This is a genomic window from Paenibacillus sp. FSL R5-0713, assembly GCF_037973325.1.
Classification (GTDB): domain Bacteria; phylum Bacillota; class Bacilli; order Paenibacillales; family Paenibacillaceae; genus Paenibacillus.
This window is the reverse complement of sequence record NZ_CP150229.1, coordinates 5,381,843-5,407,437: the sequence shown is the minus strand read 5'-3', so window position 1 is coordinate 5,407,437 and position 25,595 is coordinate 5,381,843. Positions and strand designations below refer to the sequence as shown.

Here is a 25,595-nt window from a genome sequence, read left to right as displayed (position 1 = left end):
GCGCCAAGGGCTTGCCTGCGCCTGCACAGCTCGCGGAGCATGCAGTGCAGGCGCAGGCCGTGCCCGGCGGCTATGCCGAGGGCTACCGCGACGGCGTATTCGCCGGCGGGGAGGCGCTGGTGGCGCAGCATATCCCGCCGGATCACATTCTGCCTGTCGTGGCGGCGGCAGATTTGATCGCGGCAGGATTTCGCCAATACGCGCCCAGCCTGACCCGGCTGTCCAGCCCGCATGAGATGGCTGGACACATCGTGGCGGCGCTGGATGCACAGCGCCCCTTGTCTGTCGTTCGCCTCGGAGATGGCGAACTGCTGACGCTGGCAGCCGATACGGTGCTGCCCGGCCAGGAAGTGCAGGAGCTGGCACCGTTTCTGCCCTATGCAGGGGTGCCATGCTCAACCCCCGACATCCGCGCGATGCTTGCGGAAGCCATTCAGGCCGCCGACTGGGTTGGCGTCCCGATCTCGCGGGCGCCCACATTCCAGGGGCTGCTCTTCCCCGTATTGCGTCACTTCGGAATCGACTGGTCCCGGCTAAAGTTGACCAGCTCTACCATCAATTATAGTCTGCACCAGTCCGGCTTGCTGCTGCCATTGCTGCAAGGGCGACGGGTTTTGCTTATAGGCAGCCAGGCCGCAGAGCTTGGAGCACTGCTGCATAACCGGGGGATTCATGTCACAGGCATCATTGGTTCTGTGACGGGAGTGATGGACATTCCGAGGGTGATGCAGCTAACCGCAGAACATGCCTTCGATATCGCATTGGTGGCAGCGGGTATTCCGGCGGTCATTCTGTGTCGACGAATCGCGGGTGAACTCGGCAAGGTCGCTTTTGATTTTGGACATTTGGCTGACAAACTGGTAAAAGGAGAGCTTCAACTCTAGTGGACCGTCCGGAGGCTGGTCATATGCGCATTGGCCTCACGGACGAGTGGAAATGGAGGGAGCAATATGAGCACACCCGATCAACAGCGCGGGGAAGAACGTCATGGCCGCAGCAACAAGGTTAATGTTCGAAACGACATCCGTCGAAAGGGTCACAGTCATCACAACATCACGTCAAATAACAGCACTCGCAGTGAAAACAGCCGGAATGGGAGTATAAGCAGCGGCAAAAAAACGGCCCGCCCTGCCTCACAGCGCGATGTCTCGCGACCTGCCAGGGTCGTCCTGCATGCAGCAGTTCGTCGCTCAACGCGGAAATCCAGACGCAACGGTAAAAGCAGCCGTGCAACCAGAGCCAGGCTCTACAAACAGGGTTATCATAGAGGATACGACGAAGGTGTCCGCCAGGGACAGAGTTCCTTTGGTCTGGTTTTTGAAGGAGTTAGCATCATTATTCCCACGTACAATCAGCGGGAGTATGTGCTGCAATGTGTGTCCAGTATTGAAAAGCATACACCTGCCCCCTACGAAATCATTGTCGTGGATAATGCCTCCAAGGATGGAACTGCCAAGGCTATGCTCCGCAAAGGCGGCATGGTGAGGGTAGCAGCACTGGATCAAAACCGGGGGTTTGCCGGAGGTGTTAATCACGGGCTGATGATGGCGAGAGGACGACATATCATTGTACTGAACAACGATACGCTGGTTACTCCGGGTTGGCTGGATAATATGATGACATGTCTTGCCAGTGATCCGAAGATTGGTGTGGTGGGTCCGGTGACCAACTATATTGGCGGGGATCAGCAGATCGAGGTCCCATATCGTGAGGTAGGAGAGATGTGGTCTTTTGCCGCCATACAGAATCGTCCGGATGCAGACAAACATCGAATCACGGATCGTCTGGTCGGATTCTGCTGGCTATTCTCGCGGGAACTGCTGGAACGGGTAGGTTATCTGGACGAAGGGTATGCGGTGGGCAATTATGAAGATGACGACTGGATCATTCGGGTGAAGCTGGCAGGATACCAGCTTGCGGTAGCCGGGGATGCCTTTATCCATCACTTTGGAAGTGTCAGCATGAAAGCATTGGGTGAGCAGGATTTTGCAGTAGTGAACAAGGATAACGAGCAGTTTTATAACCAAAAGTGGGGAGATCCTCATGGCCTGGTTGCCGAGACGTCCCGGTTGGCGAGCCAACACACCTCTGGTACCTCATCCGGCCAACAGGAGGATAGAGACATGAGCACAATCGATTCGCGTCAGCGAATCTCAACACAGGGTAGCCAAGATCCAGCATTACAGTTTAGACGCAGTTGTGAGTTCTACCCGGAAGGTGCGTTCCTGTCGGATGCGAAAGGTGATGTCTATACGTTAACTAGCGGTCGGCGGCGTAAGCTGAACATTCCTGTACCTCGTGGAATATCCCCTGTTCAGGTGGCCAAACCGGATCTGCTCGCCATTCCTGCCGGAGATGCACTGATATCAGCAGGTGACGTGCAAGGTTGGCCGATGGAGTCACATCAGGTGCAGAATAAAGCGGTCCAGGATTCTCCACATCTCTGGGCAGAAGGAAGTATTGTTGCCGCAGTGGATGCACCCGAGATTCGATATCAGATCAGCGGAGGCAAGCGGAGACGATTTGTATCGGTCTATGCCGCAGAACGTTGGGGTATACATTCCGGGCATATTATCAGTGTGTCTGCGGAACAGCTGAATTCGTTGGAAGAAGGATGGCCGATTATCGCCCCACCTCAGCTCTTGAACCCGGATCTGTAATGTCAGGCAATCTGTATATCCGGATCAGCAGCATGATGCGGAATGGAAGATGCAGCGATATCCTGTGTAATCGCTCTGATTCATTCCGCATCCGAATATTACATATGAGATGGTAACTATATAATTTGAACTTAAGATTATTTATACTGACACTACGTTGACAGAATAACCTTCCAATCGCTGTTATCCCCAGATGCTTTCGATTCCCTTTCTTAAGGGGAAATCCAGGGATAGCGTATGCTTCCGATGCAGCTTTCTTTCAGAAAGCTTGTAGGCGAAGTGTATGCTTTCGAAGTAGCTTTCTTGCAGAAAGCTTGTAGCTTCGCTTTTTCAGGTTTTTTCTTTCCTCTCCGTTATCGTATAAATGATTAGTTCAACTTATATAGACCACTTAAAGTAAAGCGATTGAGGGAGGTTGCGGGATGAAGAATTCTGTAGTCAGACAAGCTGAACAGATTGCCAGTGATTTTCTGCTGGAAAAAGTAACATGCTCACATCATATCCTCGGCAAAGGTTTTGTTAATCAGGTCTGCCTGGTGGAGACGGCAAGTCGTAAAGTGGTTGTACGCATGAACGATCCAGATACATATTCCACCTTTGTGAAAGAAAAATGGTGTATCGAACGGGCAGCAAGTGCCGGTATTCCTGGGCCAAAGACATTGTCCGTTGGAGTCAACGCCGAACATGCCTATATGATTCAAACGGTTGTGGAAGGGGATAACGGTTTGGACACGACAGTGTCTCCAACCGTGATTTGGAGAAAACTCGGAGAGTACACAAAACAGTTTCAATCCATCTCAGTGAATGGCTTTGGAAGGGAAATGCACGATGAGGTACAAAATCAATTTTATTCTCCCCCGCATCCAGGATCAGATGGCAGTTGGCAAGGTTATGTTCAGTACAATATCAATAGTCTGACGGAGCAGGACCCGCTGATCGAGCTTGGTGTCATTACGATGAAGGAATCACAGGTCGTAAGGCAATGGTTTGAACAATTAAAAATGCAAAAGTTCCGCTTTGGTTTGTGCCATGGCGACCTCTCCTTGAAGAATACAATTGTGAGTTCTACGGGTGAGATAACCCTTTTGGATTGGGGAAATGCAGAGGTTACTGTCGTGCCGTATGGGGATATCATTCAACTCATGCAATGCCAGCTACAAGGGAATGGGCCTGATAACGAACAATTGAGAGCGTTTTTAGAAGGCTATGGGACAAGTATACAAGAGCAGGAACATGAACTGAATCAAGCGAGACATGTGTTGCTGTTGAAAGCTTTCGATACATTAAGGTGGGCTATAGATCGAAGTCCGGATCAGATCAAGTTTTACACTGTATTAGCGAAACAAGCTTTTGAACAGGTTTGGCGAAATAATAGGCAATCTTTCCTGTAAAATCGTTCATCTTTCAAATATAAAATTTAATCTTTCTATTTAACTATAGGATTATTCTATTAGCAGATCCATTGACGCATGAAGGGCGCAGGAGTACATTTATAGCCATAATTCTTATTTAACAGATGGGAATTGAAGGTCTAGAGCATTCGGAGGAATTCCCCGGACCTTAATTTTAAAACCTAGCAGGAGGTATGTCGATGTCATCAACAACCAAAAAAGTCGTGCTGTGGAGCAAAACAGGCTGTCATTTCTGCGGGGAAGTGAAAGCATTTCTGACAGAGCGAAACCAGCCTTTCGAGAACATTGAAGTACAGGGTAATGACGTACTGCGTGATGTGCTTGAAGCTAAATATGGCATTCGGCATGTACCCGTTATTGAAGTGGGAGGGGACGGCAAGTTCGAAGCCTTGCTGGAACCTGATCTGGAAAAGCTGGCTGAACTTCTGGCACGAGCGGACGAAGCAGCAGCAGTCTGACGAGGATCCATGTACACTTTGAATCTGGCAGTTCCAGCTGTTGCATGATGCAATAGGCATGATGCAGCAGTTGGAATGTTTATGAACCGGAGGCCTTTAGGAGATGTAAATGCTCTGCATCTAACTCCATGATACGTGCATTCACATCTTCAATACACATATAGAAAAAATCTATTAGTCGCGCTGTTGACCCTTTTACGGGGCAGTGATAAGATTTGTGAAATTAAAACAAACCAAACTCATAGGAATAGTTAACTTTTAGTTGATTCGCATATGTTAACCCTTCAGAACGACCCTTGAACATTCTTTTGAAGATTTTAATCCAAGGAAGGCGGAATGCACATGACAGCGAAACGCAGTTTGAAATTCGGAGCAATTGTACACGGCGTCGGAGGCAGCAATACGACATGGAGACACCCGGAAGTTCAGGCAGATGCCAGCGTTAACTTTGAGTTCTACAAACGTCAGACGCTGAAAGCGGAAGAAGGCAAGTTCGATCTTGTATTTATCGCAGACGGTCTGTATATTACCGAGAAATCCATTCCCCATTTCCTGAATCGTTTCGAACCAATCAGTATCCTGTCCGCTTTGGCTGCCGTTACTTCACGGATTGGACTGGTGGGTACCCTATCGACATCCTATAGTGATCCGTTCACCGTAGCCAGACAGTTCGGTTCCCTGGATCAGATCAGTGATGGCCGTGCAGGCTGGAACGTTGTGACCTCCCCGCTGGAAGGTACAGCGAAGAACTATAGCAAGAGCAACCACCCAACGCATCCGGAACGTTACCGCATCGCTACGGAATATCTGCAGGTAACCAAAGGATTGTGGGACTCGTGGGAAGATGATGCATTTGTAAGAGACAAAGAGAGCGGTGTATTCTTCGACCCATCCAAGCTGCATACCCTTAATCATGAAGGAGAATTCTTCTCCGTACAGGGTCCGCTCAACATTGCCCGTTCACGGCAAGGGCAGCCGGTAATTTTCCAGGCAGGTTCTTCAGAAGATGGCAAAAACCTGGCTGCGCAAGAAGCGGATGCTGTCTTTACCGGACACGATACCATTGAAGATGCACAAGCATTCTATAAGGATGTCAAAACACGGGCTGCTTCCTATGGACGTTCTTCACAGGATATTGTCATTCTGCCAGGCATCAATCCTATTGTTGGACGGACGGAAGAGGAAGCTGAACAGAAATATCAGGAAATCGCAAGCTTGGTCACGATAGACAAAGCATTGGATTACCTGGGACGTTTCTTCGAACATCATGATTTCTCCCAATATCCATTGGATGAGCCTTTCCCGGAGTTGAACGGAATTGGAAGCAACAGTTTCCGCAGTGGCACGGACAAGATTAAGAAGGATGCCAAGGAGCAAGGGTTGACCTTGCGTGAAGTGGCTCTGCGGGCAGCAACACCACGCAGCAAATTCCTGGGCACACCAGAGCAAGTCGCTGACAAAATTCAGGAATGGTTTGAGACGGAAGCGGCAGATGGCTTCATTATTGCTTCCGAATTGCCAAGTGGATTGTCTGATTTCGTAGAACTGGTTGTTCCAATTCTGCAAGAGCGCGGCCTGTATCGTACGGACTATGAACACGATACATTGCGAGGTAACCTTGGGGTGCAAATTCCGGTTAACCGTTATACAGCTGCCAGAAAGCAGGTAGTATCTGATTTGGCATAACGGAGTTAAACCTATTGAATTAGCGCAGAACGCATTACGAAGACAGTACCATTTCCGATCCTGAGAACGTGTTGCTTCTTCAGCAAACATTTAATACAATTAACACTATTTTAAAACCGACTTAACTCATAGGATATATCAAGTATTAGGTTTACGCATCATTATAATGACACCTGTATACACAGAGGGGGAAGCGATATGAACAGGTCTATCTCATGGATGAAATATATGGCATTGGCAGCAGTATTGGTGATGGTATTATCGGGTTGCGGAGCAGCGGCGGGGGGCAGTGCGAACGGTGCTGCTCAGGCTTCGGGCGGAGAACAGGGCGAGCAAGCCGAAGGAGGCAACCTGACTTTTGCACTCGCGACTTCACCGGATACGTTGGACCCTCATCGCAGTGGGCTTGCCGTAACGGTACGCGCCATCCGGACGATCTACGACAATCTGGTTGTGCAGCTGCCTGATGGCTCCATCAAACCTTGGCTTGCCACAGAATGGAGCGTATCCGAGGACGGCAAGAGTTATACGTTCAAGCTGCGTGAAGGTGTGAAGTTCCACGATGGTACACCGTTTAATGCGGAAGCCGTGAAATACAATCTGGACCGAGTGATTGATCCGGCCACCAAAGCTGCCAATTCTCTAGCCCTGATTAGACCGTACAGCTCCTCCGAAGTCATTGATGAATATACCATCAAGGTAAATCTGGATTCACCATCGCAAGCTTTTCTCGGCAATCTGAGTCAGGCGCTACTGGGGATCGTATCCCCTACAGCTGCCCAAAAATATGGTGATCAGCTGGGTAAAAATCCGGTGGGCACAGGTCCGTATACCTTTGTGAAGTGGGATGAAAATGCGGATATCGTCGTCGCCAAAAACAAGGATTACAACTGGGGACCTGAGACGGTTGAAAATAAAGCCGCACCTCATGTGGATACGATCACATTCAAGATCGTACCGGAAGAAGCGACACGCATCGGAAGTGTTCAGAGTGGTCAGGTACTCGCTGCCGAGACCGTTCCGCCGCAAAATATCGCTGCATTAAAGAACGATCCGAACCAACAATTGTTGCAGGCCAATACAGTTGGATTGCCATATACACTCTTTTTCAATCTGCGCAAAGCGCCTTGGGATGATGTGAAAGTAAGGCAGGCAGTGCAATCCGCTGTAGATGTGGAATCGATTGTCAAAACATTGTATCTGGGCAACTATGAACGAGCGTGGTCTGCACTGTCTCCTGGAATTCTGGGTTATGATGCATCGCTGGAAGGAAGCATTAACCCTGACATCAACAAAGCCAATCAGCTGCTCGATGAACAAGGCTGGGTGAAAGGTGCTGACGGCATTCGTGCCAAAGACGGCCAGAAGCTGATCCTGCGTTATGTTGATGGAACACCCAATCGGGAGAAACGCAATGACATTGCTGCGATTATCCAGCAACAGCTGAAACAGGTAGGCATCGCCGTTGAAGTGGAGATTACGAAAGACGTAGCAACGGTCATCTATCAGAACTGGGATTATGATCTCTATGGCAATAGCCAGGTCAACTCCGACCCAAATGCCTTGTACGCCTTCTATCATACGAGTGCAGAGGGGCAGCGTCCAACCTTATCCGGTTTGTCTGATCCAAAGATCGATGAACTGCTGGAGCAGGGAGCTGTTGAGAGTGACGCGGATAAACGTGTCGAGATCTACAATCAGATTCAACAATACCTGATTGAGCAAGCGGTCATTCTACCGATCTATGTATTCCCGTATACTATTGCAGCATCCAAAAAGGTCGAAGGCATCAAGTTCGATTCACTCGGTTATCCGCTCTTTAACGACGTCCGCATTCAGCCTTAATAGGAACGACCAATCCCGATTCAGGAAGGAGATATCCCGGTATGGTTCAAACGATACTGTCGAGACTTGCAACATCGCTTCTGGTTATATTCGGAGCTTCGGTGCTGGTGTACTGCATCATGTATCTTCTGCCGGGTGATCCGGTGCTGCTCATGCTGGACCCGTCCTCCGCTACCCCGGAGATGATCGAGAATCTGCGGGTGCAACTTGGATTGGATCAGCCGTTTTACATCCAGTTTGCGAACTATTTCGGTGATATGCTGCGTGGGGATTTTGGCAAATCCATGATCAATTCTGATCCGGTCTTGCCGAAGATACTGGAACATTTTCCAGCTACACTGGCTTTGACTGCTCTCAGCTCCATCATTGCCATTACAATCGGAATTACACTCGGTGTATTGTCTGCGATTCACCGCAATGGCGTAATTGATTTTGTCGCCCGGCTCGTTGGACTATTCGGTATCTCCATGCCAACCTTCTGGACGGGAATCCTGCTCATCCTGTTATTCTCGGTACAGCTTGGCTGGTTCCCGGCCATGGGTTCCGACGGTTTCAGTTCACTGGTTCTTCCGGCGGCTACACTGGGTCTCGTGGGTGCAGGATTTATTGTACGGATGGTACGGAACAGTATGCTGGAAGTCATCAACGAACCGTTTATCGTGGCCTTACGGGCCAAAGGCCTTTCGGAACGTGCCATCATGTATGGTCATGCACTTCGTAATGCACTGATCCCTGCCGTAACAGTAATCGGCATGCTGATCGGTGATCTGCTTGCGGGAACCGTTGTGGTGGAGACCGTCTTCTCCAGACAAGGAATCGGCCGAATTATTGCAGATGCACTAATGGCCAAGGATTTGCCCGTGGTACAAGGCGTTGTTTTCTTTACATCCATTATCTATGTGGTCCTGAACCTGCTGGTGGATATCTCGTATTCGTATATTGATCCCCGGGTTCGGCGTGCAGTCCGAACATGATATTGGATGGAATAGTCAGCAGTGGTCTGACAAGGAGTATGGAAGGAGGCGTTGTTGCTCATGAGCATGAAACCTTTGGTTAGTGACAAAAAAGCATGGGCAGGCGGTGCAGGACGTATCCGTCTATGGAATCGCCGCCCTTGGCGTTATCGCGTCTCATTCGCGGTATCCCGATTATTCTTTTATGCAGCATTGCTGGTGGTGGTCTTTACCGTGGCATGTGCGATTGTGCCAGGCTGGATTGCGCCCTATGATCCAACGCAGATGATGACGGATGCCATTCTGCAGGCTCCCTCTGCTGCGCACCTGTTCGGGACGGACTATTTTGGCAGGGATATCTTCAGTGTGGTTGTGCATGGAAGCAGGGATTCGTTGCTCATTGGATTCGCTTCGGTTCTTGTGGGTGGTATTGTCGGTAGTACGCTTGGTATTATCTCCGGCTATGCCGGAGGCATTGTCGACACGATCACCATGCGGACTGTTGATATTCTGATGGCGGTACCCGGCGTGCTTCTGGCATTGTCTGTTGCAGCTGCCCTCGGCCCAGGACTGATGAATATTGCACTGGCTGTTGCCGTTTCCTCCATTCCGGGGTACGCACGGGTCATGCGTGGGCAGGTCATATCGGTTAAAGGACTGCCTTTCATTACAGCGACACGTTCACTGGGCGGTTCCAATGCCCGTATTTTCTGGAAACATGTACTGCCGCATTCGTTGTCACCGTTGCTGGTCATGGCCACGCTGGGCGTAGGAACATCGATCCTGACGGGTTCAGGACTGAGTTTTCTTGGGCTTGGGGTGTTGAAAGAAATTCCCGATTGGGGTGCATTGCTCTCCCAAGGGAGAGGTTATCTGACGGTTGCCTGGTGGATCTGTACGTTCCCGGGGCTTGCGATCACATTGTTTGTACTGGCGGTTAATCTGATTGGAGACGATATTCGCGATCGGTTGGACCCCAAAGTAAAAGGAGCGGCTTGACCGCTATTCGAAGGAGGAATACGTTATGTCACATGTCGTCATTATTGCCGGATCACCATCCAAACGTTCGCGTTTGACAGGTCTGACGGATTACAGCAGCCAAAAATTAACGGAGGCAGGCATCACCGTTGAAGTCATTCATGTTGCGGATCTACCCGCTGAGGATCTGGTGCAAGCCCGGTTCGACAGCTCATTCATTCGGGATGCACTGGCTGTCGTTGAAGCCGCGGATGCAGTCATTGTAGCTACACCGGTATACAAGGCATCGTACTCGGGAGTGCTTAAATTGTTCCTGGATCTGATTCCGCAAGAAGGTCTACGGGGCAAGTTGACACTTCCACTCGTTATCGGTGGCTCTATTGCTCATCTGCTCGCCATTGATTATGCATTGAAGCCTGTACTGGCAGCCCTTGGTGGAAGACATATCCTGGGTGGTGTGTATGCTGTGGATCAGGGAATTGAACGACTGGATGATGGACAATTCGTACTCTCGGCAGATATTACTACACGTCTGGATCGCTCGCTGGATGAATTGAGATTGACACTGGAAAAGGATGGGATTACGATATCATAAAACCAAGTAAGTATATTGGATAAATCAATATAAGATCAAACGTCTGCGGACGTGGATACGGAGGCACTCATGAATATCGAGAATATTGAAGCATTTGTATATATCAATCATTATGGAAGCTTCAATAAGGCTGCCGAAGTACTCTTCTTGTCCCAACCTTCGGTCACAGCTCGCATTCAGTCACTGGAAAGGGAGCTGGGCTGCAAGTTGTTTGATCGGCTTGGCAAGCAAATTGTCCTGACAGAAGAAGGTCGGAAATTCCTGCCGTATGCGCAGCAAGTGCTGCAAGTCATTCAGAAGGGCAAGCAGAAGATTCAACAACGCAAGACAACACCGGATGCACTTCGACTTGGGAGTACAGTATCGGTCTCGAATTATGTCATTCCCGATTTTCTACCCAAGATCAAGGAAGCTTACCCCGAAATTAATATCAAACTGACGACGGCAACGACGGATCAGCTGATTGCCAAATTGCTTGGTCAGGAGATCGATCTTGCTTTTGTACGCAAGGTGATGCATCCTGCAATCCGTACGGTTGCTTTTTATGAAGATCCAATCCAGCTCTATGTGTACAAAGGACATCCATTCATGGAGAGCGGGCATGTCAGCATGGAAGCGATCCGGCATGAGCAACTGGTCTTTTTCGAATGTGGTTCATTGGACTGGCTTCGCATTCACCGGGCTTTCGACTCGCTGGAACATCCGCCGAATATTACATATCATGTCGACAATTCGGAGACAGCGAAGAAACTGGTTATGCAAGGGGCAGGCATTGCTTTTCTCCCGGGACTCACGGTGAAGAAGGAAGTGCAGAATCAGGAGTTGTTCCCCATTCAGGTACATGAGGTGGCAGGGGTATCGTTGCAGATCAGCGTTGTCACGTTAAAGGAAGAATATTCGCCATTGGCGGAGCCCTTCGGGGAACTGCTGCGACAGTTATAGAGCGTCTATGTTGAATCCGACTTTTACACCAAAACGGAGAGTGCAGAACCAATCTGAAGAAGCGAAGCGTGCGCATTTATCAACGGATTTTTCCCTTGGACCAAGGGAGTACAGAAAATCTGGGGATAAGAGCGATCGGAAGAGTACTGCAATCGGAGTGATAACGTGTAACATCTCTAGTTCAACTTAATAGTGATTCAATATCAGCGGTTTAGCACAATCAAGGAGGAGAAGGATATGGGTATTCGTGTGGGCATTTTGGATCAGACTCCCATCTATGAAGGGGAAACGGCGGTGGATGCTTTTCGGCATACGATTGAGCTGGCACAGCGGGCAGAGCAGCTTGGATTCCATCGGTTCTGGGTATCAGAGCACCACGATTCAGGGCATGTTGCAGGTTCCTCCCCCGAGGTACTCATCTCCCACTTGCTTGCACATACGAAGCGGATTCGTCTGGGGTCTGGCGGAGTGATGCTCCAGCATTACAGTCCATACAAAGTCGCCGAGAATTTCAATATCCTCGCAGCACTCGGACCAGGAAGAGTTGATCTGGGAATTGGTCGTGCACCAGGTGGATTACCGCGTTCAACACAGGCGTTACAGGAAGGGATTCAGGATGCGGCATCTCTTCAAGAGAAAGTTGTTCAGGTGAGACGATACATCCACAATGAGCCGCTTGAAGATCCAACTCATCCACTTGCCGGGCTCACTGCTTCGCCTGTGTCCGACATTCCAGCGGAGTTGTACGTGCTTGGAGCCAGTGTTGATAGTGCGGGTATGGCTGCGGAACTGGGACTTCCATATGTCTTTTCTCTATTCATTAACAGTAATATTGAGGTAGCGCTTGAGGCCATCCGTGTATATCGCGAGCAATTCGATCGTTCTCAGGGAAGGGTGCCTTACGCTGCACTGGCTTTATCCCTAATTGTGGCGGACAGTGAGGAAGAAGCGGAAGGACTTGCGAGCGAGCATATGCTGGTGAAGATCCATCTGGAGAGTGGAAGAGTGCTGACGGTTGGTTCTGTGGAGCAGGCGGAAGAATTCGGACGTCAATCGAACGAAACCTATCGGATCGAGATTCTGGAGCCAAGTGTGACCCGGGGTACGAAGGAAACCGTAGGTCAGGCACTGCTGAAGTTTCAGCAGGATTTTGCGGTGGAAGAGTTCATTGTGACTACAGCTACACGGGATTTTGCCAAGCGAATTCGTTCATTTGAATTGTTGCGTGAAATTCTGGCAGAGCAGGGACTAAGTGAATTTGCACTGGAATCCAAGACACAGGAAGCCGCAATCGGATAGAAGTAGGCAGTTAATATAGCAGAGAATATATACGAATGGGAGGCCATGTGGTGAAAAGTGATCTGGAACAGCCCAAGCAGCAGGCTGTAGAGCAAATACAGGGCCCCGAGCATGAGCTTCACGGTGAACGGGAGGAAGCATTCGCGGAACATTTAATCACCATTCGGCGACACCTGCATCGCAACCCGGAATTGTCTGGCGAGGAAAAGGAAACGACGGCAGCCATTCGCAGCTGGCTGGAAGAGGAAGGTGTCCGTATTGCAGACGAATATGTGCTGCGGACAGGGCTTGTCGCTGAAGTAGGCCAAGGAGACGGCCCGGTGATCGCCCTAAGAGCGGATATTGATGCGCTGCCCATTCAGGAAGAGACGAAGCTGGAATTTGCCTCGCAGGTGGCTGGAAAGATGCATGCCTGCGGACATGACGCACACACGGCGATTCTGATTGGTGCTGCACGATTACTGAAACAGCGCGAGTCCACGCTCCCGGGGAAAGTACGCTTGTTGTTCCAGCCATCGGAGGAAAAAGCAACGGGTGCACGGCAAGTGATCCAGAGCGGTGCATTGTCCGAGGTTCGGGCGGTATTTGGTTTGCATAACAAACCTGATCTTCAGGTGGGTACGGTAGGCATTCGGGAAGGCGCATTGATGGCGGCGGCAGACGGTTTTGTTGTCAAAGTGGAAGGTGTAGGTACCCATGCGGCTGTGCCGGAAGCAGGCATTGATCCGATTGTGGTTGCCGCACATATCGTTACGGCTCTACAGGCGATTGTGAGTCGCAATGTGGGCGCACAGGAGAGTGCCGTCATCAGCGTCACCAAGCTCCACAGCGGCACAGCCTGGAACGTCATTCCGGATGAAGCGATACTCGATGGCACAGTGCGGACCTTTGATGAGAAAGTGCGCGCCCGGATTCGCGAGCGTTTCAATCAGGTGGTCGCCGGTGTGGCGGCGGCCTATGGCACACGGGCTACGGTTCGCTGGATTCAGGGACCACCTGCCGTAGTCAACGATGAAGCTCTCGCGTTTGCAGCGGAACAAATTGCAAGTGAGATTGGATTAAATCGCGTTAGACCGCTGCCTTCTCCAGCAGGGGAGGACTTCTCTTTTTATCAAAAAGAAGTTCCGGGCCTGTTCCTCTTCCTGGGCACCTCTGGCCCGCATGAGTGGCATCACCCTGGCTTTGATGTGGATGAACGGGCATTGCCGCTGGGAGCACATCTTCTGGCTGCATTAGCTGAGCAAGCACTGCACAATGTGCAAGCACATCAAGAGTGATAGGGACAATGAATCTCTGGATCCTATCCAGATCGAAACGGTTCCGTTCTGCGGCAACCGTTTTTTTTTGTATTTCTTTTATAGCAAGAGCGGTAGGAACATCAATTCGTTTAATCTTATCAGATGGTATATTTATGCAGGGGTGGCGCAGAAACGTCAGCTCTGTTTGGTTTTTTGCAAGAGGGGAAATGAAGGAACGAATGAGTTGCAGTCTTTTTAAAATGGAAATATTTGTTGACGCTTCCCAAAAGGATGTGCTATATTTTTCTCGACCTTTTAATCGTAATTATTACTATTAAACAAAAAAGAAGAACAGGAGTAGTCGCTGCGATGAAACAGGAGATCGATTTTATCAAGTTCAGTCCCACTCAAAACATGACGATTCTGGTTAAAACGGATCATGCAGCCGAGCAATACAGTCATATTGCTACCCGCCTAATGTCGTATGATAACGTTTACGCCGAGCAAGTGGGATTCATTGAACCAACAAGGAGACCGGAAGCTGTGGCCCGTCTGGAAATGTCCGGCGGCGAGTTCTGTGGCAATGCCTGCATGGCACTTGCAGCACACCACGCATCTGAAGCAGGGCTGGCACAAGAGAAATCTATGGACATCGTGCTGGAAGTTTCCGGAATCGATCAATTGATCATGTGCCATGTGAAGAAGCAGCAGAATGAATATGACTGCCGGGTAACCATGCCGGTTCCAAAGCAGATTGAACAGCGAACCATCCGGTACGAAGGCATCGAGCTGGATATGGTAATCATCCGGTACGCCGAGTTCATCCATATCGTGATTGAAGTGGATGACTTCGACGATCCGATGAAGAAGAGGGCACAGACCCTTGCAAGGTTACTGGGAGTAACCCTGGGAGATAAGCTGATCGGTATCTTGTTATATCGATCGTACTCGGAAGAAATGGCTCCTCTCATCTATGTTCCAGAGCTGGATAGTCTGATCTGGGAGAGAGGGTGTGGTTCGGGTACGGCCTCCGTGGGTGCCTATCTCGCATGGAGCCAGCAGAGGCAGATTACGCAGTACATCAAGCAGCCTGGTGGTGCGATCAAAGTGATGGCCCAGTGGAATGGCGCGGAACTTGAGAGTATTACGATTGAGGGATCGGTTGGCATTGTCGCACAAGGCAAAGCCTTCATAGATGCTCCAGCAGAATGGAGCGTTGTAAACGCATGAGGTACATGATAGATGATCGAGACAACAAATAGGGGGAAAAGAAATGATCACATTGGTCCATTTTCAGACATGTATGAGTGAGTTTGCAGAGAAATTCGATAAGCTCGCGAGCAAGTACGATCATACGATTCAGCATAGTGCAGAGCTGGAGGCTGTGATCAATGACTACTCCCTCTTTGTGACCGATTCGGAGAATAAGGCAGCTTGGGAACAGTTGGGGCATTCGGAGTTGGAAGAACTGGATTCGCTTATATGGCAGTTAAGAAATAAATCCGCCCAGTGTGTGGCGATCATGGAGAAATATCGTGCATTGAAGTTAGGGCGTGTCTCGAAACTCGCTGAAGTGCATCTTTTACCGCCTTTTCGCCCCCTGCTGCGTCACTTTCCCTTGACGTGCCCCGGCACGCCTGCGGAAAACTTCCTTGCTTGGAACGAAAATTCGGCAAAATCTGCTTCCTTCGGAGCTTCCAGACACGCCCTAGAGAAGGGGGATGTACAGATTGCCGATTATTTCAGAAACATCGAAGAGTGTATCGATAAAGAATTCGGCAGCTTCCAGGTTACCTCCGATTCCAAAGTATTGCTGGTAGGCTCCGGTTCCTTCCCCATGACACCATTACTCATCGCCAAGCGAACAGGTGCACAGGTTGTCGGGATCGATATTGACGAAGAATCTATTACACTCGGGCAGAAGGTGGTGAAGACGCTGGGCGCAGGTTTGAAGATTCATCTGGAGTCAACCTTGCTGGAAAATCTGGAGTATACCAAGGCAGCAACACATATCATTTTCAGCTCTACCGTGGCCCCTAAATATGATCTGCTTGATCAACTGCATGCCCTGACAAATGCACAGGTGGTTGTAGCCATGAGATATGGTGACCAGTTAAAGTCCTTATTTAATTATCCGATGAGAGCGACTGACAGTACCAAGTGGAAGCTGGTAGACCAGATCCTGCGCCCGGATGATGTGTTCGATATTGCATTGTACCAGAAAGCATAGGATGCAAGTGCGTCTCAAGTACGTCCAAAAGGATTCCAGGTTGAACTTTGAATATAGGAGGTTATTATGAGCAATCTTCAGCGAATTCTGATATTTGGAACCGGCCCTGCATCCATTCAGCTTGCGGTAACATTCAAAGATTATCTCAACTGCTGCATTGGTATTGCTGGGAGACCATCGGTTCGTTCAGCGTCCGTATTCGCGGCCCTTGAACAGAGCAATGGGCGTGTTGAGGTCAGCATTCAAAATGAAAAACATCAACCGCTTGCAGGTGAATGTTTCGTTGATCATGTGTTCAAGGGATATGACACCATTCAGGGTGAGTGGGACACACTCATTTTGGCTGTAACTACGGATGCTTATATTGATGTATTGGAACAAATGAGTGAACAATTCATCAAACAACTGAAATGTATCGTTTTGGTCTCTCCGACGTTTGGGTCGAATCGATTGGTGACCCATTATATGAGAGAGCGTAATAGAGTGCCTGAAGTGATCAGTTTCTCGACCTACCTCGGAGACACCCGTTGGATGCACGAACATCCGTCTAATCATGTCATAACAACGGGGGTCAAGAAAAAGGTCTATATCGGTTCCAATCAATACCCGTCTGAACAGGTTAGCAAGCTATGCCAAGCTTATAAGCGTTTAGGTGTTTCGTTGGAAGTCATGCCCTCCCCACTGGAGGCCGAAACGAGAAATATATCGTTGTATGTACATCCGCCCTTGTTCATGAACGACTTCTCATTAAAGGCCATCTTTGAAGCATCGGATATTCAGAAATATGTATACAAGATGTATCCCGAAGGTCCTATAACACAAGTGTTGATACGGCAAATGCGGGCACAGTGGCAGGAGATTATGAATATTACGGACCGACTCCATATCCAGGGAGTGAACCTGCTTCAATTCATGACGGATGACAACTATCCGGTTCGATTAGAGAGTATATCACGCCAGGATATCGAGAATTTCAATCAGCTGCAAGTCATCCATCAAGAGTATTTATTATACATACGGTACACCTCGCTGTTGATTGATCCATTCTCGGAACCCGATTCGGAAGGCAAATATTTTGACTTTTCAGCAGTCCCATTCCGTCAAACGTTCATGAACCGCGAAGGGGAACTGGACATCCCCCGTATGCCCAAGGAAGATTACTACCGCATCAAAATCATTCAGGGCATTGCCAGACACCTGGATGTGAGCTGTCCAACCATGGATCATTTTATCGCCACATACGAGGCGAAGATTCAGGAAGTTGCTGATGCACATCCAGATCAACTTTTATCCGATGCCTTTGTGATCCAATCCTTTGAAGAGGATATCCGCATGATCTGCACCGGACTTGTAAGTAGTAGAGTCTAATTATATTAATTTAAGTAAGTTGGATTTAGTTTTACACAGTAACGGAGTGGGCAGAAAAAACCTGAAGAAGCGGAGCGTTCGCATTTATCCCCGGATTTTCTCTTTGGAAAAGAGATCAAAAAATCTGGGGATAACGGCGATCGGAAGGTTGTTCTGACCACGTAGTGGTCTTGTGTAATGTTTGAATTTTATTTGCTCATCGGGAGGAAATGTTGTGAAAAAGGGTCTTACTTTTACATCTATATTATTGCTGGTATCTGCCATTACGGTGCTGGCAGGATGCGCTCAGAGCACAAAAGAGAAAGAGAGCGCCCAAACGGAGCCTGCCCATAGCCAGGTACAAACGGAACTTATCTATGCTTCTGCCAAAGATATTAATGATATGAATCCCCATCTATACACAGGTTCCATGCCTGCCCAAGGGATGGTATATGAGTCACTGGTGGAAAACACGCCTGACGGAATCAAGCCATTGCTGGCAGAATCATGGGATATCTCCGAGGATGGCAAGATCTATACCTTTCATCTGCGACAAGATGTGAAATTCCATGATGGAGAGCCGTTCAACGCAGAGGCGGTTAAACAAAATATCGATGCAGTACAAGCGAATGCCGAAAAACACGCTTGGATCAAGCTGTCTACCAAAGTCACGAATGTGAAGGTTATCGATGAGCATACGGTGGAGCTGACGCTGTCGGAAGCCTATTATCCGGCACTGGTGGAATTGTCCATGACAAGACCTTACGTCTTCATATCTCCCAAGGATTTCAAGGATGGCGGAACCAAAGACGGAGTAAGTGGTTTCCATGGTACAGGACCTTACAAGCTTACTGCTCATAAAGTCGAAGAGAACGCCACGTTTGAAGCCAATGAAGACTATTGGGGTGGTGCACCTGCAATTAAGAAGATCACATCCAAAGTTCTTCCGGCAGGGGAAACAACATTTCTGGCATTGCAAAAAGGAGAGATTAACTTTGTGTTCACCGATGACCGGGGAGCAGATAGTATCGATGTCGAGGCCATGGACCAATTAGCTGAATCTGGTGATTATCAAGTGGTTCGAAGTGAAGCGATGAACACCAATATGATCGTAGCCAACAGCAGTCGCCAGAATAGTCCGGTTCAGGAAACGGCAGTGCGGGAAGCGCTATGGGTTGCCATTGATCGGGAAACGATCAGTAAAGATATTTTCAACGGAACGCAGACTGTAGCGGATACGCTATTTTCGGCCAATGTCAATTACGCCAAGGTAGACCTTAAGAAACGGGAGTATGATCCGGAATTGGCTAAAAAGCTTCTGGACCAAGCTGGCTGGACATTGGCAGATGGTGAAGGGGTGAGAACGAAGAACGGTCAGCTTTTAGCCATGAAATTATATTATGACAGCAACTCGTCTTCACAGAAAATACAGGCCGAATTGATCCAGTATTCGATGAAAGAATTGGGAATTCAGCTTGAAATCTTGGGCGAAGAGTCCACTTCCATTGCGAATCGGAGAGCAACCGGGGAATATGATCTGCTCTTTAATCAAACCTGGGGACTGGCCTATGATCCTCAGAGTACCATCGCTGCATTTACGTCAGATTCGGCATACAAACATACGACAAGCGGAATTGCTGAAGCAGATGAATTGTACCGGAAAATCGATGCGGTCATGATCTCCACGGATGAGGCTTCCCGCCAATCCCTGTATGCCGATATTATGAAGATCGTCCATGATGAAGCGGTGTTCATTCCGATTACCAACGGGCGTGTCACCGTTGTCGCTCCCGAGAATCTTGATGGAATCTCATTCAAGCAGACTCAATATGAACTACCTTTTGAACAAATGAATTTTAAATAGAGCGGAGATGGATATGGGAAGTTATATCGTCAAAAGGATTCTGTTAACCATCCCTTTACTGATTATCATTTCATTTATAACGTTTGTTCTGATTAATCTATCTCCCTTGGACCCGGCGGTTGTTGTGTTACAGGCACAGGAAGTTCCGCAGATTACGGAGGAATTAATTGCCCAGACCAACCAGGCATTGGGGTTCGATCAGTCATTCATGATCCAGTATGTGAACTGGATCATGGCTGTTGTGCAGTTGGACTTTGGCAACTCTTATGTATCTGGTGAACCCGTGTGGTCATTGATGGGGCCTGCTTTTATGAACACATTGAAGTTAACACTTGTCTCATCGGTATTCATTATTGCGCTGTCCATTCTGCTGGGTGTGATCTGTGCGATGAGAGAAGGCAAGCTGCTGGATCGATCGGTCAGAGGTGTATCATTTTTCCTTACCGCCATGCCATCCTACTGGCTTGCAGCCATGATGATCTGGTATTTTTCCGTCAAGCTGGACCTGTTACCTACCAGTGGCATGGATTCGTATCGAGGCTACATTCTACCGGTGATCGTAATCACAGTGAGTTATACGGGCATTTACTTCCGAACGGTTCGAAGTTCCATGTTGAGTAATATGAATGAGGACTATGTGTTATATGCACGGGCAAGTGGTCTGAGCGAGAAGAAAGTCACCCTGCATATTCTGAGAAATTCATTACAGGTGGCCGTGTCCATCTTTTGTATGGCGATCCCGATCGTGCTGGGCAGTACGGTGGTTATCGAAAATGTATTTGCCTGGCCCGGACTCGGAAGACTCAGCGTGAAATCCATTTTAAGCAGGGATTTTCCGATTATTCAGGCGTATGTTCTGATGTTGGCTGTCACCTTTGTCTTGTTTAACACGTTATCCGACATCTTGAATGCTGCGATGAATCCCCGTTTGAGAAAGGAATTCTGATGCGAATACTGATAAATCTGAGTAAAGACAAGCTGGCCATGACCTCTTTGGTGGTGATTATCGTCATGATTATGGCGGGCATACTGGCCCCTTTAATTGCACCACATGATCCTGGACAAGTGAATATGAAGCTTCGTTATGCCTCCTCGTCCTGGGAGTATCTACTAGGCAATGATCATCTGGGCAGATGTGTATTATCCCGGCTTATCTATGGCATCCGTCCAAGTGTGTTATGGGTTCTGGTTGCACTTAGTCTGTCTGTTCTGATCGGGGCCATTGTTGGATTCGTCGCGGGTTACTTCAAGGGAAAAGTGGATGCATGGATCATGAGAGTCTGTGATATTATGCTGTCTTTTCCCGGATACGTGATGACACTGGCGGTGGTTGGCATTTTGGGTGCAGGACTGGAGAACATTTTGATTGCTTTTGTGTGCATGAAATGGGCCTGGTTTGCCCGCGTTATTCGCACATCTGTGATGCAATTCTCCGATATGGATTATGTGAAATTCGCCAAAGCCTCCGGCACACCTAATCTGAGAATTATAACCAAACATATTGTTCCGGTTACCTTTGCCGATATTGCCGTCATTGCGAGTGGCTCCATGTGTTCAATGATGTTGCAGATCTCCGGCCTTTCCTTTCTGGGGCTTGGCATTCAAGCTCCGCATGCGGAGTGGGGGATGATGCTCAATGAGGCGAGGGAAGTCATGTTCTCCAGACCTGAATTGATGTTGGCACCGGGACTGGCCATTGTAGTGGTGGTGTCTGCTTTTAATTTTCTATCGGATGCCCTTCAAGTGGCTCTGGACCCCAAATTGATGACCTCTCAAGGTAAGTCTGACAAGTCTTACGAAAGTGAGGTGAGAAAGGCCGATTATGAATATAGTCGAGGTTGAGCATCTGAAAGTATGGGACATCAACACAGACAAAGTGATCATTCATAACAGTTCATTCGAAGTTAAACAGGGAAGCTGTATGGCCATCGTGGGGGAAAGTGGTAGCGGCAAGTCCGTCACGTGCAGGGCCATCATGCGACTGAACAAGCCGTGGATTCGCCAATCGGGCACGATCTTATTTCAGGGCGAAGACCTGAACCAGCTTTCGGAACCGGAGATGCGGCGTAAGCGGGGCAAGCATCTGTGTATGATTTTGCAGAATGGCATGAGTGCTTTTGATCCCTCCTGTGTCATTGGTGTGCATATCAGGGAGACACTTCAGCAGCATTTTGGCTGGAACACCCGCGAGATTGAGCGGAAAATCATCCATGCCATGGAAAGCGTCATGCTCAGACATCCGCGCGAGATTCTGAATCAATATCCACATCACCTGTCCGGTGGGATGCTGCAGCGAATCATGATTGCACTGGCATTGGTGCTTGAGCCCGATCTGATTATTGCGGATGAACCGACAACGGCGCTGGATACGATCTCCCAATATGAAGTGGTGGAACAATTGATTCAATTACGCGAACGCGTGGGCTGTTCCATGATGTTCATCTCCCATGATCTCGGAGTCGTGCAGAAGATTGCAGATGACGTGATGGTCATGAAAGACGGCAAGATCGTCGAGCGTGGCAGCATACATTCTGTTTTGACACAGCCTAAGCATGCCTATACGCAGTATCTGGTCTCTACCCGGCTTGAGCTGAGCAATCATTTTAAGGCGTTGATGCAGGGGGACTCATAGATGCTAAAGGTGGAAGGTATCGAAAAATCATATAACCAGGGCGGACTGTTCTCCAAGCACCAACAACAAGTGTTGAAACAGGTTACCTTTGAATGCCAGCATGGCGAATGTCTGGGCATCATCGGTGAAAGCGGAAGCGGCAAATCCACATTGGGCCGTCTGATTCTCGGCATTGAACGGCCGGATCGTGGAATGATCTCGCTGGATGGTAAAGACGTACAGGATCGACGTGCACGGATGGGTAACATCAGCGCCGTTTTTCAAAATTATACGTCTTCCATCAATCCATTTCTTACCGTGGAAGCCGCCATTATGGAACCCATGCAAGCGCAGCAAAAGTTGCGGAAGGATCAGGGCAACTCGGCGAAGGTCGATCTGCTGCTGAACCAAGTTGGATTGGACTCCGCCTATAGATCCAAATATCCGCACGAACTGTCCGGGGGGGAGGCACAGAGAGTGTGTATAGCCAGGGCCATCTCCACCGCCCCCAAATGCATTGTGTTCGATGAAGCGATCAGCTCACTGGACGTGTCTGTTCAGATTCAGGTGCTGCAATTGTTGAAAGAGCTTAAGGAAATCTACAAGCTAAGCTATGTCTTTATCACGCATGATATACAGGCGGCAGCCTATATCTGTGACAGGGTGATCATTTTCAGAGAGGGACAGGTTGCAGAGATCGTTCCAATCAAGCAACTCAAAGACGTACAGTCCGACTATGCGAAGAGATTATTGGATCATTTAATACCATTTTAGGGGGAATACCCATTGTGAGTGGAGCGATGTCTTGGCCTTTTTTGCGCTTGTACATATTGGTTCTTCTTTATTTCAGTGCCAATGCCATTCTTAACGTGATCATCCCATTGCAAGGGGAGTTCTTGGGCGCGAGCGGTACAATGATCGGACTGATCATGGGCGCTTATATGTTCACAACCATGTTTTTCAGACCATGGGCAGGTCGGATGATTCAAAAGTACGGACCGATCAAAATATTGCGTCTGATTCTGATTATCAATGGATTTGCGCTGATTTTATATCCCTTTACGGGACTCGGCGGTTATTTGGTTGCTCGTATTTTGCAAGGAGTTTCCACAGCGTTCTTCTCCATGGCTTTGCAGATTGGCATTATTGATGCCCTTCCGGAGAAAGATCGCTCTCAGGGGATTTCATATTATTCACTCTTCAGTTATATTCCGGGAATCGTGGGGCCTGTTATCGCGTTAGGAATCTGGCAGGCGGGAGGCATGGATTATTTTACAGTGGTTCTGATCGGCATTGCCGTCTGTACTGGCGTCTTCGGGTACACCGCCAAAATGGAACCAAACAAGGAGCAACCTGCTGAGAATCTTTCGGAGCAGAACGTCAGTATGTGGGAATCCTTTGGTCAGTTGGTGAAGAATCCGTTTCTGTTTCGATGCAGTGTGTTAATGCTCGCCGCTTCCGTTGTATTTGGTGCGATTACCACCTTTATTCCGCTGTATGCGAGTCAAGTACCAAATGGGAATGCGGGTGTGTATCTGATGCTTCAGGCTGGGACGGTGGTGCTGGCTCGAATCATGCTTAGGAAAAGGATTCCGTCTGATGGCAGTTGGCATTCTCCTTTCATGATGGGCACCATGTGTTTGCTCGTCGTAGCTGCGCAATGTGTCAGTTATGCCGTGACAGGAGGCGTAGTCTTTTTCTATGTGGGGGCTGTATTCATGGGAATTGCTCAGGCGATCCTGTATCCAACACTTACGACCTATTTGTCTTTTGTGTTGCCTAAGCTGAATCGGAACGTCCTGATCGGGTTATTTATCGCGATGACGGATCTGGGTATTTCTCTGGGTGGTGTGATTATGGGACCCGTTGCTGACTTCTCTTCCTATTCATTTATGTACAGGATGTGTGCTATCCTAGGAGCGGTAATGATCGTTTTTGCCTATGAACGGCGTAGACCCGTGACAGGTACATCTGTGAGTTGACTGCCAGAAGAGAAAGTGGTGACGAACGTTTGAAGTCTTCGATGACGGCAACATCCAATGGAAAATTAAATCCGGTATCCTTTTCGTTTATCCGGTTTTATATGCTGGCCTTTTTGTTTTTTGCGGCGAATTCGGCTTTGACGATTATTCTGCCTTTGCGAAGTGAAGCCGCCGGATTGAATCAGGCTGAGATCGGTCTGATGATGGGGGCATATATGTTCACCTGTATGCTCTTGAGACCTTTCGCAGCACAGCTGCTGGGTAAGCATGGCCCACTTCGTGTGATGCAATGGTTATTGCTTTTGCATGCCGGAACGCTGCTGTTATTTGTTGTTTTTGGTGTGGAGACGTATCTGTGGCTGCGGGCCTTGCAAGGGGTGGCTACGGCCTTTTTCTCCATGACGATGCAGGCAGGCATTGTGGAAAAGCTGGAGGACAAAGACCGGGCACAAGGGCTGTCCATGTACACCCTGTTTACGATGGTTCCTTCTCTGGTCATTCCGATCCTTGCCATACAAATCTGGGAAAATGCCAGTGATCTGGCGTTTACGCTGCTAATGATCGGACTGGCGGCTCTGCCACTTCTGATTGGATATAATGTGGATCTGCCACGGAGTACCGTGCAGAACAAATCGTATACCTTGGGTGACATGTTTCGTTCATTCGGCGGCATTTGGCGCAGTACACCACTGCTGATCAGCAGTGTAGTGATGTTATTTGCGTCCTGCGTTTTTGGGGCAACAGCGACCTTCCTTCCCTTGTATATGGTATCCACCGGAATGGCAAGTGCAGGCGTGTTTCTGACGATTCAGGGATTGGTTGTCATTCTGTGCAGGTTTATTTTGCGTAAAAAAATTCCGTCTGACGGCAGCTGGAATACCTGGCTTATGGCAGGGCTGATGCTGTGTGCAGCAATGGGAACCCAGTTGCTCAGTCTCATGGAGACCATCGGGCCACTGGTGTATCTTTCTGCTGTATTTAGCGGTTTTGCTCTGGCATTGTTGTACCCGACATTAACCACATACTTGTCTTTTGTGCTGCCTGCGGATTCCAGATATGTACTCATGGGCATCTTCATGTCCTCGTATGACCTCGGATTCTCTCTGGGTGGACTGGCAATGGGGCTTATTGTGCAGGTGAGTTCATATTCGACCATGTTCATGATCTGTACGTTGCTGTCTATTGCAGCGATGGTTCTGGTGCTGGTGTTCAGGCAACGGATGGAAGCGGGCAATAAGGCTAGATCTGTGGCAGCAAGCTGAATAGTAAAGTAAAGGCTCATGAACTGAATTTTCCGGCACGTATCATCAGGATACAAGCGGCAGGAGACAGATCATGGGTCTTTTTTATATCTTAAAATTTATAAGTTTTCAAAGGATCTGAACAGTTCAATTATCTTAAGAAAAACTTCAACTGAAGACGGTCTACCTTCTCTGAAAGTACGTCGATAGATGTTTCTCATATCCATTTTCCTGGAGTATTTCGTAAAAATAGT

At 48.8% G+C, this 25,595-nt stretch carries 22 protein-coding genes; all 22 read left to right on the top strand.

The genetic code is table 11. From position 1 onward, the window contains the following. The first annotated feature begins 44 nt into the window (after window positions 1-44). Complete coding sequence (locus tag MKZ12_RS24120) at window positions 45-884, top strand: GT-D fold domain-containing glycosyltransferase (protein ID WP_339257173.1); 840 nt, start codon at window positions 45-47, stop codon at window positions 882-884. 66 nt (window positions 885-950) lie between these two features. Then, entirely contained in the window at window positions 951-2,660 is a 1,710-nt protein-coding gene (locus tag MKZ12_RS24115) for a glycosyltransferase family 2 protein (RefSeq protein WP_339257171.1), read from the top strand. A 422-nt stretch (window positions 2,661-3,082) separates the two neighbouring features. Next, entirely contained in the window at window positions 3,083-4,051 is a 969-nt protein-coding gene (locus MKZ12_RS24110; RefSeq protein WP_339257169.1) for an aminoglycoside phosphotransferase family protein, read from the top strand. A 200-nt stretch (window positions 4,052-4,251) separates the two neighbouring features. Then, complete coding sequence (locus MKZ12_RS24105; RefSeq protein WP_339257167.1) at window positions 4,252-4,530, top strand: glutaredoxin family protein; 279 nt, start codon at window positions 4,252-4,254, stop codon at window positions 4,528-4,530. Between the two features lie 342 nt (window positions 4,531-4,872). Further along, complete coding sequence (locus MKZ12_RS24100) at window positions 4,873-6,216, top strand: LLM class flavin-dependent oxidoreductase (protein ID WP_339257166.1); 1,344 nt, start codon at window positions 4,873-4,875, stop codon at window positions 6,214-6,216. A 198-nt stretch (window positions 6,217-6,414) separates the two neighbouring features. After that, complete coding sequence (locus MKZ12_RS24095; protein WP_339257164.1) at window positions 6,415-8,061, top strand: ABC transporter substrate-binding protein; 1,647 nt, start codon at window positions 6,415-6,417, stop codon at window positions 8,059-8,061. A 41-nt stretch (window positions 8,062-8,102) separates the two neighbouring features. Continuing rightward, window positions 8,103-9,035 (top strand): ABC transporter permease, encoded by a 933-nt coding sequence (locus MKZ12_RS24090; RefSeq protein ID WP_036605816.1) that lies wholly within the window; start codon window positions 8,103-8,105, stop codon window positions 9,033-9,035. A gap of 60 nt (window positions 9,036-9,095) precedes the next feature. Next, entirely contained in the window at window positions 9,096-10,013 is a 918-nt protein-coding gene (locus tag MKZ12_RS24085) for an ABC transporter permease (RefSeq protein WP_339257162.1), read from the top strand. 25 nt (window positions 10,014-10,038) lie between these two features. After that, on the top strand, window positions 10,039-10,587 hold the full coding sequence (gene ssuE, locus MKZ12_RS24080; RefSeq protein ID WP_339257160.1) for an NADPH-dependent FMN reductase: 549 nt from the start codon (window positions 10,039-10,041) through the stop codon (window positions 10,585-10,587). 69 nt (window positions 10,588-10,656) lie between these two features. Beyond that, window positions 10,657-11,529: a LysR family transcriptional regulator gene (locus tag MKZ12_RS24075; protein WP_339237357.1), complete on the top strand. Its 873-nt coding sequence runs from the start codon at window positions 10,657-10,659 to the stop codon at window positions 11,527-11,529. A 237-nt stretch (window positions 11,530-11,766) separates the two neighbouring features. Then, window positions 11,767-12,828 (top strand): LLM class flavin-dependent oxidoreductase, encoded by a 1,062-nt coding sequence (locus MKZ12_RS24070; RefSeq protein ID WP_339257158.1) that lies wholly within the window; start codon window positions 11,767-11,769, stop codon window positions 12,826-12,828. A 95-nt stretch (window positions 12,829-12,923) separates the two neighbouring features. Continuing rightward, complete coding sequence (locus tag MKZ12_RS24065; RefSeq protein WP_339261508.1) at window positions 12,924-14,105, top strand: amidohydrolase; 1,182 nt, start codon at window positions 12,924-12,926, stop codon at window positions 14,103-14,105. Window positions 14,106-14,435: 330 nt separating this feature from the next. Next, window positions 14,436-15,296, top strand: coding sequence for a diaminopimelate epimerase (locus MKZ12_RS24060; protein ID WP_339257156.1), 861 nt, complete (start codon window positions 14,436-14,438; stop codon window positions 15,294-15,296). A gap of 43 nt (window positions 15,297-15,339) precedes the next feature. Then, window positions 15,340-16,296, top strand: coding sequence for an SAM-dependent methyltransferase (locus MKZ12_RS24055; protein WP_339257154.1), 957 nt, complete (start codon window positions 15,340-15,342; stop codon window positions 16,294-16,296). 66 nt (window positions 16,297-16,362) lie between these two features. Further along, the gene (locus tag MKZ12_RS24050; protein WP_339257152.1) at window positions 16,363-17,664 is read left to right on the top strand and encodes an opine metallophore biosynthesis dehydrogenase; all 1,302 of its coding nucleotides are present in this window, start codon (window positions 16,363-16,365) and stop codon (window positions 17,662-17,664) included. A gap of 214 nt (window positions 17,665-17,878) precedes the next feature. Beyond that, complete coding sequence (gene nikA, locus MKZ12_RS24045; RefSeq protein ID WP_339257150.1) at window positions 17,879-19,507, top strand: nickel ABC transporter substrate-binding protein; 1,629 nt, start codon at window positions 17,879-17,881, stop codon at window positions 19,505-19,507. 13 nt (window positions 19,508-19,520) lie between these two features. Then, window positions 19,521-20,453, top strand: coding sequence for a nickel/cobalt ABC transporter permease (opp1B, locus tag MKZ12_RS24040; RefSeq protein ID WP_339257148.1), 933 nt, complete (start codon window positions 19,521-19,523; stop codon window positions 20,451-20,453). Continuing rightward, window positions 20,453-21,349, top strand: a complete 897-nt coding sequence (opp1C, locus tag MKZ12_RS24035; RefSeq protein ID WP_339257146.1) for a nickel/cobalt ABC transporter permease — start codon at window positions 20,453-20,455, stop codon at window positions 21,347-21,349. The genes opp1B and opp1C overlap by 1 nt, the downstream gene beginning before the upstream one ends. Next, window positions 21,330-22,139 carry an ABC transporter ATP-binding protein gene (locus tag MKZ12_RS24030; RefSeq protein ID WP_339257144.1) on the top strand — a complete coding sequence of 270 codons (810 nt, stop codon included), beginning with the start codon at window positions 21,330-21,332 and terminating at the stop codon, window positions 22,137-22,139. The genes opp1C and MKZ12_RS24030 overlap by 20 nt, the downstream gene beginning before the upstream one ends. Continuing rightward, window positions 22,140-22,892 (top strand): ABC transporter ATP-binding protein, encoded by a 753-nt coding sequence (locus MKZ12_RS24025; RefSeq protein WP_339257142.1) that lies wholly within the window; start codon window positions 22,140-22,142, stop codon window positions 22,890-22,892. Window positions 22,893-22,906: 14 nt separating this feature from the next. Beyond that, window positions 22,907-24,100, top strand: coding sequence for an MFS transporter (locus MKZ12_RS24020; protein ID WP_339257140.1), 1,194 nt, complete (start codon window positions 22,907-22,909; stop codon window positions 24,098-24,100). Then, complete coding sequence (locus tag MKZ12_RS24015) at window positions 24,097-25,362, top strand: MFS transporter (RefSeq protein ID WP_339237331.1); 1,266 nt, start codon at window positions 24,097-24,099, stop codon at window positions 25,360-25,362. Before MKZ12_RS24020 ends, MKZ12_RS24015 begins: the two co-directional genes overlap by 4 nt. Window positions 25,363-25,595: the final 233 nt, after the last annotated feature.

What these genes read in the sequence shown, in the direction of transcription:
- MKZ12_RS24115 (WP_339257171.1), top strand. Translation starts at nt 951, where the DNA reads ATGAGCACACCCGATCAACAGCGCGGGGAAGAACGTCATGGCCGCAGC.
- MKZ12_RS24110 (WP_339257169.1), top strand. Translation starts at nt 3,083, where the DNA reads ATGAAGAATTCTGTAGTCAGACAAGCTGAACAGATTGCCAGTGATTTT.
- MKZ12_RS24105 (WP_339257167.1), top strand. Translation starts at nt 4,252, where the DNA reads ATGTCATCAACAACCAAAAAAGTCGTGCTGTGGAGCAAAACAGGCTGT.
- MKZ12_RS24100 (WP_339257166.1), top strand. Translation starts at nt 4,873, where the DNA reads ATGACAGCGAAACGCAGTTTGAAATTCGGAGCAATTGTACACGGCGTC.
- MKZ12_RS24095 (WP_339257164.1), top strand. Translation starts at nt 6,415, where the DNA reads ATGAACAGGTCTATCTCATGGATGAAATATATGGCATTGGCAGCAGTA.
- MKZ12_RS24090 (WP_036605816.1), top strand. Translation starts at nt 8,103, where the DNA reads ATGGTTCAAACGATACTGTCGAGACTTGCAACATCGCTTCTGGTTATA.
- MKZ12_RS24085 (WP_339257162.1), top strand. Translation starts at nt 9,096, where the DNA reads ATGAGCATGAAACCTTTGGTTAGTGACAAAAAAGCATGGGCAGGCGGT.
- ssuE (WP_339257160.1), top strand. Translation starts at nt 10,039, where the DNA reads ATGTCACATGTCGTCATTATTGCCGGATCACCATCCAAACGTTCGCGT.
- MKZ12_RS24075 (WP_339237357.1), top strand. Translation starts at nt 10,657, where the DNA reads ATGAATATCGAGAATATTGAAGCATTTGTATATATCAATCATTATGGA.
- MKZ12_RS24070 (WP_339257158.1), top strand. Translation starts at nt 11,767, where the DNA reads ATGGGTATTCGTGTGGGCATTTTGGATCAGACTCCCATCTATGAAGGG.
- MKZ12_RS24060 (WP_339257156.1), top strand. Translation starts at nt 14,436, where the DNA reads ATGAAACAGGAGATCGATTTTATCAAGTTCAGTCCCACTCAAAACATG.
- MKZ12_RS24055 (WP_339257154.1), top strand. Translation starts at nt 15,340, where the DNA reads ATGATCACATTGGTCCATTTTCAGACATGTATGAGTGAGTTTGCAGAG.
- MKZ12_RS24050 (WP_339257152.1), top strand. Translation starts at nt 16,363, where the DNA reads ATGAGCAATCTTCAGCGAATTCTGATATTTGGAACCGGCCCTGCATCC.
- opp1B (WP_339257148.1), top strand. Translation starts at nt 19,521, where the DNA reads ATGGGAAGTTATATCGTCAAAAGGATTCTGTTAACCATCCCTTTACTG.
- opp1C (WP_339257146.1), top strand. Translation starts at nt 20,453, where the DNA reads ATGCGAATACTGATAAATCTGAGTAAAGACAAGCTGGCCATGACCTCT.
- MKZ12_RS24030 (WP_339257144.1), top strand. Translation starts at nt 21,330, where the DNA reads ATGAATATAGTCGAGGTTGAGCATCTGAAAGTATGGGACATCAACACA.
- MKZ12_RS24025 (WP_339257142.1), top strand. Translation starts at nt 22,140, where the DNA reads ATGCTAAAGGTGGAAGGTATCGAAAAATCATATAACCAGGGCGGACTG.